The sequence below is a fragment of the Bartonella grahamii ATCC 700132 genome (assembly GCF_000518085.1).
GTDB classification, from domain to species: Bacteria; Pseudomonadota; Alphaproteobacteria; order Rhizobiales; family Rhizobiaceae; genus Bartonella; species Bartonella grahamii.
On the sequence record NZ_KI912378.1, the window covers coordinates 1 to 13,388 of the forward strand.

General features: G+C 38.6%; 10 protein-coding genes and 1 pseudogene. 6 read left to right on the plus strand and 5 right to left on the minus strand.

All coding sequences use genetic code 11. From position 1 onward, the window contains the following. Positions 1 to 63, plus strand: a pseudogene (locus U736_RS12965) (50S ribosomal protein L32); the annotation flags it as partial. 1,966 nt (positions 64 to 2,029) lie between these two features. Here the strand turns inward: U736_RS12965 and U736_RS0110130 are convergent. The 3 genes from U736_RS0110130 to U736_RS0110140 form a co-directional block, all read right to left on the minus strand. Next, the gene (locus U736_RS0110130; RefSeq protein WP_015856978.1) at positions 2,030 to 2,614 is read right to left on the minus strand and encodes a CarD family transcriptional regulator; all 585 of its coding nucleotides are present in this window, start codon (positions 2,612 to 2,614) and stop codon (positions 2,030 to 2,032) included. A gap of 304 nt (positions 2,615 to 2,918) precedes the next feature. Beyond that, the gene (fdxA, locus tag U736_RS0110135) at positions 2,919 to 3,260 is read right to left on the minus strand and encodes a ferredoxin FdxA (RefSeq protein WP_015856977.1); all 342 of its coding nucleotides are present in this window, start codon (positions 3,258 to 3,260) and stop codon (positions 2,919 to 2,921) included. 21 nt (positions 3,261 to 3,281) lie between these two features. Continuing rightward, entirely contained in the window at positions 3,282 to 4,862 is a 1,581-nt protein-coding gene (locus U736_RS0110140; RefSeq protein WP_034452305.1) for a hypothetical protein, read from the minus strand. A gap of 579 nt (positions 4,863 to 5,441) precedes the next feature. Between U736_RS0110140 and U736_RS0110145 the strand changes: the two genes are divergently transcribed. Then, positions 5,442 to 6,353, plus strand: a complete 912-nt coding sequence (locus U736_RS0110145; protein ID WP_015856975.1) for an RNA polymerase factor sigma-32 — start codon at positions 5,442 to 5,444, stop codon at positions 6,351 to 6,353. A 316-nt stretch (positions 6,354 to 6,669) separates the two neighbouring features. Here U736_RS0110145 and U736_RS0110155 read toward each other — a convergent pair whose 3' ends face one another. Beyond that, positions 6,670 to 8,247: a M48 family metalloprotease gene (locus U736_RS0110155; protein WP_026500752.1), complete on the minus strand. Its 1,578-nt coding sequence runs from the start codon at positions 8,245 to 8,247 to the stop codon at positions 6,670 to 6,672. Between the two features lie 147 nt (positions 8,248 to 8,394). On the opposite strand from U736_RS0110155, the gene U736_RS0110160 reads away from it, so the two are divergent. From U736_RS0110160 to rimJ, 4 genes are all read left to right on the plus strand, one after another. Further along, complete coding sequence (locus tag U736_RS0110160; RefSeq protein WP_015856973.1) at positions 8,395 to 9,030, plus strand: thiamine diphosphokinase; 636 nt, start codon at positions 8,395 to 8,397, stop codon at positions 9,028 to 9,030. A gap of 103 nt (positions 9,031 to 9,133) precedes the next feature. Further along, positions 9,134 to 9,520 (plus strand): hypothetical protein, encoded by a 387-nt coding sequence (locus U736_RS0110165; RefSeq protein WP_015856972.1) that lies wholly within the window; start codon positions 9,134 to 9,136, stop codon positions 9,518 to 9,520. Beyond that, positions 9,520 to 11,382, plus strand: a complete 1,863-nt coding sequence (locus tag U736_RS0110170) for an ABC-F family ATP-binding cassette domain-containing protein (RefSeq protein WP_015856971.1) — start codon at positions 9,520 to 9,522, stop codon at positions 11,380 to 11,382. The genes U736_RS0110165 and U736_RS0110170 overlap by 1 nt, the downstream gene beginning before the upstream one ends. 556 nt (positions 11,383 to 11,938) lie before the next feature. Next, the gene (gene rimJ, locus U736_RS0110175; protein WP_026500753.1) at positions 11,939 to 12,502 is read left to right on the plus strand and encodes a ribosomal protein S5-alanine N-acetyltransferase; all 564 of its coding nucleotides are present in this window, start codon (positions 11,939 to 11,941) and stop codon (positions 12,500 to 12,502) included. Between the two features lie 535 nt (positions 12,503 to 13,037). On the opposite strand, the gene U736_RS0110180 is transcribed toward rimJ, so the two are convergent. Then, complete coding sequence (locus U736_RS0110180; protein WP_005774567.1) at positions 13,038 to 13,298, minus strand: DUF2312 domain-containing protein; 261 nt, start codon at positions 13,296 to 13,298, stop codon at positions 13,038 to 13,040. Positions 13,299 to 13,388: the final 90 nt, after the last annotated feature.

Consider the following 13,388-nt stretch of genomic DNA (forward strand, 5'->3'; position numbering starts at 1 on the left):
CGCCCTTATCACATTGATTTGAAAACGGGAATGTATCGCGGGCGTTCCGTTTTGGTGGTTAAAACTTTAGCGTTTTATCTCTTTTCCAGTAGTAAACTTCTTTTGATTCATGAGTGAATGCATTGGGTGAGATGCGTTTTTCGCTTTTTCTTGAGAACATGTGTAAGGCTTGGCCATAGAAAAATGATTCTATTGTGGGAGATGATTTTTTTGTTTTTTTGAGAGGCTATAAAGGATTGCTTGTGTCAGTGTCTTTTATGATGATTTCGTTAAGAGCTCGGGTATTGATATAAGTTAGGTCAGTAATGGAATCATTTTGTATCGCACTTAATTTTTATTGACTGTAGAGGGAATCCTATTAGATCGTAAAATATCGTCGTTTAAGGTGGTTGACCCATGTAAGGCTTAAGCATACTGGTGTTTTTTATGAGAATATTTAAGGCAATGGTTTGTCTATAGGCTTATATTGTGATATGTGATTCTCCCTAAAAAAATAGAGATTTACATCACATTGATTTATAAGGTTCATTTGTTGTTTTGCGTCTTGAATGAAAGGTCTATCGTAGGATTTTTTCATTTCAAATTTCTTTCATGTTGAATTAATGACAATCACTTGCTTTTCGGTCACAAGTGGGGCTGGCATGTGGGTGAAAACTCTATAAGAAAGGACAAAATGTCTGTAATAAATACATTTCAAATGTAAGGATTTTTGTAACATTGGGGGTTAAGTGTATGCTGGTACCAGGGTGTTTTCTTATAAGCAGAAAAGAGAAAACCGTTACAAGACAGAAGGTGTACACATTCAATAATCTTTAGTGTTTTTGATGATAAAGGTACATGAGACTTTTCTATGAATATCACGTTTTTTTTCATATTTTTGAGCTAAGAATTGTCCATATATTTTTCTTATTTTTATGAATATAAGGGATTTGTTACGAACAGCTTGTAACAATAAGTAAACTTAAAACCAGATGTGTTATGTATGGGGTTGAGCGAAGTATTTTATCAAAGCCGGTATGATTCTCCAGTTCATAGCTGGTTTATGAATGGTTTTATGGTGTAGCTTATCTAAGTTTGTGATTTTTTTGTTATCTGTTCATCAATATCTAATCTTTAGCGGTCTGTTTAAAACAGAGGTTAAGGCTTTTAGGAGTTCTATGAATCGTTCTAGATTTTGTATGTCCGATTGGAGTAAGAATTAAGAATATTGCGTATATCTCGTAATCTCTGAAATGAGAATATAACCTCATTTTGGAAAATATGAAGTTGCAAGGGGCAATATCAACGCTCATTTGTATTGTTATTTTTTTAAGTTAGTTTTACAGCTTTCAGAAGTATTTGGAATGCCTTTTACAGAATGGAGATGATGGTTTATTTCATGCTTTTGTTTATCGCGTTCTTTAATGGGGAATGCTTCTCATGCAAAATAGAGCGCCCAAGACAAAATATGCTTATGTTGTACTGTCACGCATTTTTTTAAAAAGGAATATTTTCAATATTTGTTGCATCCATTTTATGACGGCGTTTTTGAATGTTATAATGGTTTTGTAGAAGGGTAAATGGTAAAGTCGCGGTGCAGTGTATAAACGGCACTATGATCTTTACGCTTAATAAAAAAACAAGCCCGCATCCTTACACATCTTGCTAGATTCGAATGTTGGTCATATCCTTTGGTGCTTGAGATGGTTCTACTAGCTCTTTTTGTACAGTTTTTACCCACAGATCAGCCCCGCTTGCGACCGAAAAGTAAGAGATTTTGATTGCTTCAACATGAGAGCAATTTGAAATGAAAAGTCTTACGATATTCAAGATTCTAATTTAATATGAATAATGCTAGATTATGATGATTAATCAATTTGTTATCTATGAAGCAAGCAAATGAGGAGGAGGAATTTGTCGAAAAGTTAGATTGTTTATAGGTTGGCGCTGGTTAAGAAACTTTGTCCTTAAGGGCAGAGAGGATGTTAAAAAAATAAAACCAGCAAAAAGCTGGTTTTATCAAAATATCTCATTATGATGAAAGAGTGTGTTATGCAGCGTAGACAGCTTTACTGCTTTCATCTGTTTCTTCTCTCTCAGTTTTAAATTCGCGTTTCGGTTTGTTGGAGAGATGCATCTCTATGAGATTGATAGCTTCTGTTTCAGAAAGACTATTAATAACCGCAATTTCGCGGGCCATTCTTTCAAGAGCAGCTGTATAAAGTTGGCGCTCAGAGTAAGATTGTTCAGGCTGTAAATTAGAGCGGAAAAGATCACGGACCACTTCGGCGATACAAATAAGATCTCCTGAGTTGATTTTAGCATCATATTCTTGCGCACGACGTGACCACATGGTTCGTTTAACGCGTGCTTTTCCACGTAAAACTTTTAAGGCGCGTTCGACAGAATCACTAGCAGATAATTTACGCATTCCAACGGAAAGGGCTTTTGCAATGGGGACTTTGACATCCATTTTATCTTTCGCGAAATGAATGACAAAAAGTTTTAATTTATGTCCTGCAACTTCTTGATCTTCAATCGCTATAATTTGTCCTACTCCATGCGTAGGGTAGACGATATATTCAGAGGTTGCAAATTCTTTGGTCTTGGAAGACGTTCCATGTTGGGATGCCATATTTTAGTTTACTCCCTTATGATCAACAAATGTATCGGAAAACAGGTTATAAACCTGAGGGTTGAGTTTTCTTTAACCAAGTATATTGTACCAATTAAGTGAGCATAAAAGCCGAGTACTTTTAAATCCAAAAAAAATACATCGCTTTACTATAAAAAGCAAAGAAAAATACTTAGAAAGATGATCATGTTAAAATAACATTAACATCAAACTTCCAAAGAATCAATCATTTCGCTTAAGGATTTTTTTATTTTTACAAGAGACGTCTTTCAATTGTTGGAGGAGGAGGGTGTACACTGTATCATTACTCTTCGCCGCTTCCTGGATTTTCTGAAAAATACTTTTCTAATTTATTTGGAACGCCATCCATTTCTTTTGCTTGAGGAAGAGGATCTTTTTTGGTGGTTAGATTAGGCCATTTGTTTGCATAATGAAGATTAAGTTCTAACCATTTTTCTAGTCCTGGTTCTGTATCAGGTAAAATTGCTTCTGCTGGGCATTCTGGCACACAAACACCACAATCGATGCATTCGTCTGGGTGAATAACAAGCATGTTTTCCCCTTCATAAAAACAATCAACAGGGCAGACTTCAACGCAATCCGTATATTTGCAGTGAATGCAGTTGTCGGTTACTACGTGGGTCAAGATCAAACTCCATTTGTTATTTTAATTCTCTTTAGAGGAAAGTGTGTGCGTGTTTTTATGATTGGTGAGTTGATCGCGTAGTATAGCTAGTTTTGCAAAAGGTGAATCAGGATTAAGGCGCTTTTCTTTTTGAAAAGGCTTATGATTTGCATGTTTGCCTTGGGATTTGTGGAACTTATGAGAGCGTTTTGTTTGTGATGGTGCTGCTTGAGGGGAATTTTCATTTGTGTGTTCCCCTTTTTTTACAGCGTTCTTCGATTTATTTTGCCACTTATTTCCTAATTTATCACGTTTTTTTTGTGCGTGGTGGTGAAATTGATGTCTATAATGCCATAGTAAAATAACTTTATCTTCTTGTGTAGGGAGAGGGGTTTTGGCAAAATTCCAAACAGGTTCAGCCGCCGGTAAACGATTGGTTTTATAGGGATGTTTTTCAATACCAGAGGATAAAGTGTTTGGGTATGAGGTATTTTTTTCTTCTTGTGTTGTTTCTGAATCGCTTATTGTTTTCCATTGACTGCCAACGCATTCTGCTTCAGGAACATCTTGCATTGTCTCATTGACAGGGGAAGAGGCTTGGTGCGCAAGGAGATTTTGTTCAAAAACAGTATTGCTTATGCTGTACGATTGATAACCAAGTCCTTTGAGGATTTCTTCCATATCATTTCCATTGGCTCCAAGAATGGACATCATGGCTGGGGTAACAAAAAAACTTTTGCCATCATAGGCGCCATCTGGTTTGGGATCACTTCCTTGTTTCCAATGCAGTGCGGGGCGGATGAGATTGGCAAGACGTTCTAAAATATCAATCCGTACAGCACGTTGTCCTAAGATTCGGTAGCCGGCTAATTGATAAAATTGGCGGTTATAGGTAGGGTCAACAATCAAAGAGGTTCGACCAGAAGATAATGCTGACAAAATTTCACCCAAACCAGTTTGATCTTGTTCCGCATTTTGAAGATTCCACAGGAGGGTAATGGCTTGAACCGGAGCAGGTTTAAGCATTCCGGCAACATAGATGTGAAAAGCGCCAAAACGCACACCTAGACGCCGAAGCACAGCACGTGATTCTTGCGCAAGTTCTTTGACAATGTCTAAGACTTCGCGGCGTGGTAAAATCCCTAAAGAGTTAAAAAGTTGTAAAGCAAGACTGTTTGTTGAATCCGTTAAATTATCAGCATTACGCAAATCAAATAGAGGTTTTAAAGTCGTTTCAAAATGAAAGGTGACAAAGCGTTCTAATCGCTTCACAACGTTATCGCGGGATTCTCCTGTGAGTTGTTCATCTGCTAAAACAATCAGTTTTGGTTTGAAAAAATCTTCTGTTGCTACAAGCTGTCCTACGGGCTGACCAATCCAGCGCACAATTCCATCAGAACCGAGGGTAAAATCTCCATTCGCACAAGCACAAAAACGTGTCGCGCGTTTGGAAAAAGCAAGAATCAAATTTTCATTCTCTGTTGAAATTTGCTTCTCAGCTATTTGATCGGTACTGTTTTTGTTGGCATAAAAACGAAAACCTTCAAATTTACCCCTTCCGTGCTTTTCAATGAGAATATCATCTTGAAGAATTTCATCCTGTTGAACAATCTTGCTATCCATGATCATTTTCTTTCTCAGTGCGAAATTGGTCGAAAGCTTTTTGCGACAATTTCATAATGCTTCTTTTTCTTTAACACGTTTGTTGCGTTTGCTTCAATCACTCTTGTCGTTTTTTGCTGTTTCTTTTTGCACCTTTAAAACTTGGATGATTCTTTTTTTATTCAGTTTTCATTCGGTTTGGATGCTTTATATTTGCAAATTACACTTATTAGTTGTATTGTAAAGATAAAAGCATAAATAAATTCTTCAATTTAAAAGGAAACAGAACTGGTTATTAAAAAACAGCTTTTGTTTTACATGATCATTTTATTTTTTTGCTGTTTTGTCATGAAAAGTGAAGAGAAAGTTTTTTCAAATATTTCATAGGCTAAAAGGCATATTGTAAAGGCATTTTGCAGGTGAAATTGTGTCTTATGACAAGAAATTTTACCATGACAGTAAAAAAAAACAATTGCGATTATAAAAATACACGTTAAAGTAGCGGATACAGAAGTTAACAACTTTTGCGTTCTTTTTAAGTAAAGAACAATGATGTCGTTGCCAAATCAATTTTGATAATTTTAATCGCAAGGGGTTATTATGGGTAATCTTTCAAATGCTGTTTATAAAAGCAGCAAAAATTATAGCGATGCAGACAAAAGCTTAGGACGTAATATGATGCGTTCTGCTATGCAAGCGCCTTATCTTGAACGACAAAAAGAGCATGATTTGGCTCTGCGGTGGAAAGACAAACGTGATGATGATGCCATGCATCAAATTGCAGCAGCTCATATGCGTTTAGTGATTGCTATTGCTAACCGCTTTAAACGTTTCAAAATGCCATTGGGGGATTTGGTACAAGAGGGGTATGTGGGACTATTGGAAGCAGCTGCACGTTTTGAACCTGATCGGGAAGTGCGTTTTTCAACGTATGCAACGTGGTGGATACGCGCTTCTATTCAAGATTATATTTTGCGAAATTGGTCAATCGTTCGAGGGGGAACTAGTTCTTCGCAAAAAGCACTTTTCTTTAATCTTCGGCGTTTGCGTGCAAAGCTGATACAAGATGATAGTGCTTTGTCAAAACAGGATATCTTTCGCACAATCGCTGAAAAGCTTGGCGTTTCCGTGCGCGATGTTGAAACGATGGATTTTCGTTTTTCCAGTTCTGATAATTCCTTGAGTGTTTCTGTTTCTGAGAACAGTGATAATCCCATTGCTAAGATGGATGTTTTGGTGGATGATAGTCCTCTTCCTGATGCTTTAATTGAGCAAGTAATTGATGGTCAACGGCGTACACAATGGCTTTACGATGCGTTACAAATTCTCAATGAACGGGAGTTGGAAATTATTCGCTTTCGTCGCTTAAATGAAGAGGGTGCAACTCTCGAAGTTTTGGGTGAAAAGTTAGGAATATCAAAAGAGCGCGTGCGTCAAATTGAAGCTCGGGCTTTGCAGAAATTGCGTTCTGCTCTTCTTACGGTTCATTCAGAAGATGCTTACGATATATAAGCAGTGAAAGGCTTTGTGGGAGGAAGAGAGAGAACGTATAAGTAGCGGGTATATGAGAGTATGATGAAGTTGGATTTAGAGGATTGCCAGATTTGTCTAGGGATATGCCTCCTTGGGGATGTGTTTGGTGCTATTGATGAACAGAGGAAGATTGGGGGTGATATTAGTTCGAGGAAGTATGTATCAAACGGAGTCGTATGAAGGTATGATGAAATTGGTTTTTGAAATGTCCCTCTTCATTTGTGAATATGCTTTAAGGGAGAGGGCGTCATACAGATAGGAAAGAATCAAAACTGTAGCAGATGAGAAAAAAGGCTTATTCTGTAATGATTTTCACTTTTGTACCTGCGGATAAAGTTTGTGTTGGTGAGAGGGCGTTGAGGATGCGAAAGAGTTTTTCTTTATCTGGTGTGTGTTGCATTTTATTGGCTAGGTTTGCAACGTTTTCTCCTTGTTTAATGCGGACAACACGGATTTTTAAGGGCTTCAGTTTTTTTAATTGTGAAGATGAAAGAGAATGAAAGCTTTGTAGCGTTTTTTGGGCAACCTCTACAAAATTTTGAGAATTATGTGGGGCGGCTGTCAGAAAACGAAAGATATGGTTGTTGAATGGAATGACAACTACATCAAATTGCCATTGCTCATTGGTAGCATGGGCTCGTGCTCCAAGTAAACTTTGGCTTTGGAATCCTTGACGCGTAAATTCTTGATGGGGGAGCCCCTGAATTGTGATGGGGCGGATAGATGATTGGTCTAGCCCGATAATCCAGCCGCTTTTCAAATAATCACTCGCAGATATTCCAGCAGGATGCGGAATAGCATCAAAACGAATCGCAATTTTATCTGGTCCACTGGCCCAAACAGTGTGTGCTGAATGTTCTATTGTAAAATTGTTTGGAACAGAGAAAGCTATGCGCAATTGTGGGTGAATAAATTGGTTGCCTCGTACAAAACCTGTATAAAAGCCTCCTCCAAAAATCATGCCATCAATGCTTTTGAGAAAAGAATCGCGATCGGTTGTTTTACTATTCCCTTTACTGATTTTACGCGCTTTTTCTATCGCAAGCTGAATGCGTTGAGGGGTGGTTGGGTGAGAGGCTAGAAAATCTAGAGAGGCATTTTGGGTGCCGGAGATATTACGCAAAGCACTATAGGCTTCCATTGTTTGAAGAAAGCGTGGTGAAGCAAATGGATCATATCCTGCTTGTTGGAGCATTTCAAGTGCAAGGGAATCAGCTTCTAGCTCTTGATTGCGGGAAAATTGCGCGAGTTGTTGCTTGTTTTGCGTAGGGTTATGAAGTTTTTTGCCAATAGAAGAAAGAAGATGTGAAGATATGTGATTTGCCATCTTTAATTGGGCTTCTTTTTGCAGGCGTAAAATGCCATGATTGGCTCTAATATGTGCTATCTCATGGGCTAAAATGGCTGCAACTTCTGAAGAATCATTGGCTAATGCCAGCATACCACGAGTGATGTAGATCGCGCCATTGGGGAGCGCAAATGCGTTAATACTTTCTGAGTTTAAAATGGTTACAGAATAGCTTTGATGAGAACTATGGGATGCAACTGTCAGTTTACGGACAATCTTTGCTAAAAGGTGTTCAAGTTTTGCATCATAATAAGCGCCGCCATACATTTGCAAAATACGTGGGTGTTGCAGAGCGCTTAATGTGACATAGATATTGTGATTGTTGGTACGTTTGATCGTTTTAGAAGAAGTGGAAGAAAGCCTATCATTTTGAGAGAGGGGCGTATGACAAGCCGAAAGGAGAAACGTTAAACTTATGAAAGTTGCTTTATACAGGCGTGAGCGAAAAAGAAACTTGCGTTGAAAAATGGAGTGCGTTGGATCATGGTGCACATTGTTTCTGCGGAGTAATTTGGCAAATTGCATTTGTATCTTTGTATCGTATGTTTCTTCAAGAGAGTCATCAGGGATAAGGATTCGTTTGGCTATATCACGCTTTTTGTTTATAAAAAATGACTCTCACTGATAAAAGGGTGCGCTATAAAGGAAATTTTGTGAAAGGCAAAGTATGGCATGACAACATTTACGATATTGTTAAATGGAGATGTTTGTATCACTGATCGCTTGCTTAATCAAATTCAAAACAGTCGGGTGATTGCTGCTGATGGTGGTATGCGTCATGCGGCAGCGCTTAATGTGTCACCTGAGTTGTGGTTAGGCGATTTTGATTCATCGGATGAGAATTTAATACGCGAATATAGTCATGTTCCGCGTGAGGTTTTTCCTTCTGATAAAGATATGACAGATAGTGCTCTAGCTTGCGAAAGAGCGCTGCAAAATGGTGCTAAAAAGCTTATTTTGTGCGGTGCTTTGGGAGGTGAGCGAAGTGATCATAGCCTTTCTCATATGACGCAAGCATTGGTGATGGCTGAAAGGGGCATTTCAGTATTGTTGACAAGTGGTTTGGAAGAAGGCTGGCCGGTTTTGTCAAAACCTTGTTCGTATGATTTGCCTAAGGGATGTTTGTTTAGTATTATCGGTTTTTCTGATTTAAAAGGCTTAACTCTTTCAGGAGTAAAATGGCCAATTTGTGACAAAAATGTGTCATTTGGCTCTTCTTTAACACTTTCTAACCGTATTTGTGGAACCTTTTCTTGCCATTTAGGTTCTGGAAAAGCTATATTGTTAGCGTCTGTGCCTATTCCATAAAGCTCTTCCAATATATTTTGAATAAGGCAGGGGGGGGCCTAGTGATTAAGTGCCGACATAAACGATATATTATGTATTGATCTTGAGAAGGAAAGGTTTTGATATGTTAAAATCAATTTTTAAAGTGGCTGTTGTTTCAGCCATTGGTTTCAGTTCAGTCGCTTGTACCACAAACGATGAACGCGTTGCACGTTACGGCGTAGGAGGAGCAGCAATTGGTGCTTTGGCTGGAACTGCTATTGCTGGAAGTACTCCTGGAGCAGCACTTACCGGTGCAGCATTTGGTGCTTTGGCTGGAACAGTAACAGGTGCAGCTGCAAATCAAAGAAAACAACAAAGACAGGCATCACAATTGTGCACGTATCGTGGTCGTAGAGGGCATGTTTACCAAGCACCTTGTGCACAAAGAGTCCCTGTACGGCAATTGTGTGCTTACCGTGATGCAAGAGGGGTGATGTATAAAGCACCTTGTCCGCACCGCGTTCGTTAATGGCGGCGCCGCTTCTGCGGCTTGACCGCATTTTCTTAAATTTTGGAAAAACGCCTTTGCTCAATCAAGCTTGTTTATCGGTTGAGCAGGGGGCGCGTATCGCGCTGGTTGGTCGTAATGGTTGTGGAAAATCAACCCTATTAAAAATTGCCGCAGGAATATTAGAGCCTCATGGTGGCGAAATTTTTCGCCACCCGCGAGTGACGCTCCGTTATGTCTCACAAAATCCGGATTGTTCAGGATTTGAAGATATTAACGCTTATATGGAAGCGGGGCTGGATGATATATCTGATGTTCAGTGGATCAATACGCTTCGCACAAATTTAGGGTTTTCGGGGGCGGAAAAATTGGAAACGCTTTCGGGAGGCGAAAAGCGGCGTGTTTCATTGTTACAGGCTATTGCTGCAAAACCCGATATTTTATTCTTGGATGAACCAACCAATCATCTTGATTTACCAACCATTGAATGGCTGGAAGCTGTTTTATCGTCTTTGCGTTCAGCGATTGTGGTGATTTCCCATGATCGGCGATTTTTAGAAAATGTTACGCGGTCAACGGTATGGCTTGATCGCGGCACAACCAAAAGACTGGAAAAGCGTTTTTCAGAATTTGAAAGTTGGCGTGATAAGGCGTTGCAAGAAGAAGCCATTGAGCAGCATAAATTGGGGCGCCAAATTGCCCGTGAAGAACAATGGTTGCGTTATGGCGTGAGTGCACGGCGTAAGCGTAACGTACGGCGTTTAGGCGAATTAAAAAACTTAAGACAGCGTCATCAAACCTATAAAGGGCAGCCTGGAAATGCACTTTTGACAGTAGCGAAAAGTCATGAGTCTGGGCAATTGGTGCTTGAAGCAAAGAAAATTTCAAAATCCTATGGTGATCGCATTATCGTGAAAGATTTCTCTTTGCGTATTCAGCGTGGTGATCGAATCGGGTTGGTGGGACCCAATGGTATCGGAAAGACAACGCTCCTTTCTGCATTAATTGGGCAGGAAGCCGTGGATAGTGGAACGGTGAGGCATGGCTATAACCTTTCTATGGCATTGCTTGATCAGCAACGTATTTTAAATGAAGAAGAAACTTTAGCGCATTATTTAACGGGAGGAAGAGGTGATACTCTTGTGATCAATGGGCTGGAGCGGCATGTAGTTTCTTATATGAAAGACTTTTTATTTTTGCCTGAACAAGCACGCACTCCCCTTAAAGAATTTTCGGGGGGAGAAAGAGCACGCCTCATGCTTGCACGACTTCTTTCACGTCCTGCAAACTTTTTGATACTTGATGAACCGACCAATGATTTGGATATGGAAACTTTGGATTTGTTGCAAGAATTTATTGCTGATTTTGCGGGAACAGTATTGTTGGTCAGCCATGACAGAGACTTTTTAGATCGTACTGTAACGCATATGTTGGCACCTCAAGGTGATGGTCATTGGGTTTTGTATGCGGGCGGCTATAGTGATATGATGGTGCAAAACCAGCATGCTCTGAGTTTACAACGCAAAAAAACAGAATTATCGCAGCGTAAAGCACCTTCAAAATCTCATGTGGGAGAGCTTTCAAAGCAGGACTCATCAACAGATCATAGCTTGATAGTGCGGGAGAAAAAAACACGAGGTAAATTGTCTTATAAGCAGGTTTATGCATTGGAAAGATTGCCTGAAGAAATTGCTGTTTTGCAAAATGAAATCAAAAAAATTGAACAAGAGCTCTCTGATCCAACCCTTTATCGCAGTGATAAAGAGCGTTTTGAGCGTTTATCAACAGCGTTGGAAAAAAAGAAAAATACTTGCACACAAAAAGAAGAAGAATGGTTAGAACTTGAAATTTTACGCGAAGAAATGGAAGCGTGTTCACGGTAATGTCTAAAACATTTTAAGAGATTTATATTCATTATCACCTTTCTTGGATTTGTTACAAGATCTTATGGCTGATTTTGCGAGAACAGTGTTGTTGATGATTCATGGCAGAAACTTTTTAAATCGCACTGTAACATATAGCATTTCAAGGTGATGGTCATTGGGATTTGTATGCGGGTGCAGTGATATGATAGCGCAAAACAAGCATGCTCTGAGTTTACAAGGCAAAGAAACAAAACTATCTTTGCCGTGAGTTTTTTCAAAATTTCGTATATGGAAGTATGCCAATTCCATTGCATACTTTGCCAGCCCCCAATGTTGCTACAGCCCCCTTGGAATTTGAGAGCATTCATAAGAAACATTCCCTTATCTTTACCTTATATCCTAAATACACCAACCCCGCTTCTGACGGAAAAGCAAATAATCCTTATTGTTTCTACCATGAGAAGTGTTGTGATGGGGAAAGCTACTGTATTCGACGTTATGATTTAAGTTTAAAAATGATGATTTGTTAGGATAAATCAACGTGTTATTGTAACATTTCTAGGAGGAGAAAATGATGGCAATTAAAACAAAGCGAACAATTTCCACATTGATCTGTTTAGAAGATGCAGCTGAACTGTCTTCTTATTACCTCCGTAATGCGAATCATCTGCGTCCTTTTGAACCTGTTAGATCTGATGGTTACCACAGCCTAACAGCTTGGGAAACACGAGCTAATGCATTTGCTTATGAAAGTGCACAAGGACAAGCATACCGATATGCCGTACGATTAAAAAATGAAAAAACAGTCATTGGTGTTGTGAATTTTACAAATGTGGTTCGGGGTGTTTTTCAAGCTTGTCATCTTGGTTTTTCTCTTGATGAAAAACAACAAGGCAAAGGTCTCATGTTTGAGAGTTTATCGGCGCTAATACGGCATATCTTTCATGTTTATCATCTGCATAGAGTGATGGCAAATTATAGACCTGAGAACATAAAAAGCGAACGTTTATTAAAACGCCTTCATTTTGAAAAAGAAGGCTATGCCAAAGACTATTTGATGATTTCTGGAAAATGGAGAGATCACGTTCTAACCTCTCGAATCAATGATCTGTATGAGTCCGTTAATAGGTTCGAATAAAGTTTTGTTAAAAGTTCTATTAAGGGGGTTTTATCAAATATGTAAATATACTGAATTTCTGCCTATCCTAAAAGATAAAGATCCTTAACCAGCTCTTCTTTTGTAAACAGTTCAGACTCTCATTTAGCGGATTTCAACTGCTGACCATTTTATATGTTTCTTTTCGTAGATAATAAATTGATTTATCATCATTATTCATTCCTTCAACCTGAAGGAAGAGAGTCCTCAATATCGTAAGACTTTCTCATTTCAAATCTATTGATGTTTAATCATAAAAATTACCTCTCTTGCACATCACAAACTGGATTGGCGTACAAGTGAGGGTTTGTGTGGATAAAAATGATTGGAGGACAAGGATAAAAATGCTCCGTATAAATCCTTTTAATGTGAGGGCTGTTGCAATATTGTGTATTTTGTGACCGATAGTCCCGTTACAAGTTACACAAACTGCTTATTATTGGGTGGAACTTTTATACATTCATTTGTTTTTTTGCATTTTCTTTTCTTAAGAAAATTTCCAATTTTATCAATGGGGTTAATTCATACCAAGCGCATTTTTATAAAGCTCAATGATTGCTTCTTCTTCCATTCGTTCATGCTCTTCTTTTTTACGCAACCGTATAATGCTGCGAACGGCTTTACTATCAAAACCAGAGCCTTTAAGTTCAGTGTAAACGTCTTTAATATCATCAGAAATAGTTTTTTTTTCTTCCTCTAGTCGTTCAATACGTTCGATAAAAGAGCGTAATTGGTTTACGGATATAGCGTGTGTTTGATCGGTTACTGTATCGTTCATTGTATTTTTCTCCAAGTTATATATTTTAAGTTGTTTTTCGACGACGAATTTATGTTGAAAAAGATTGAATAACAAAAAGTAAATCAAGCT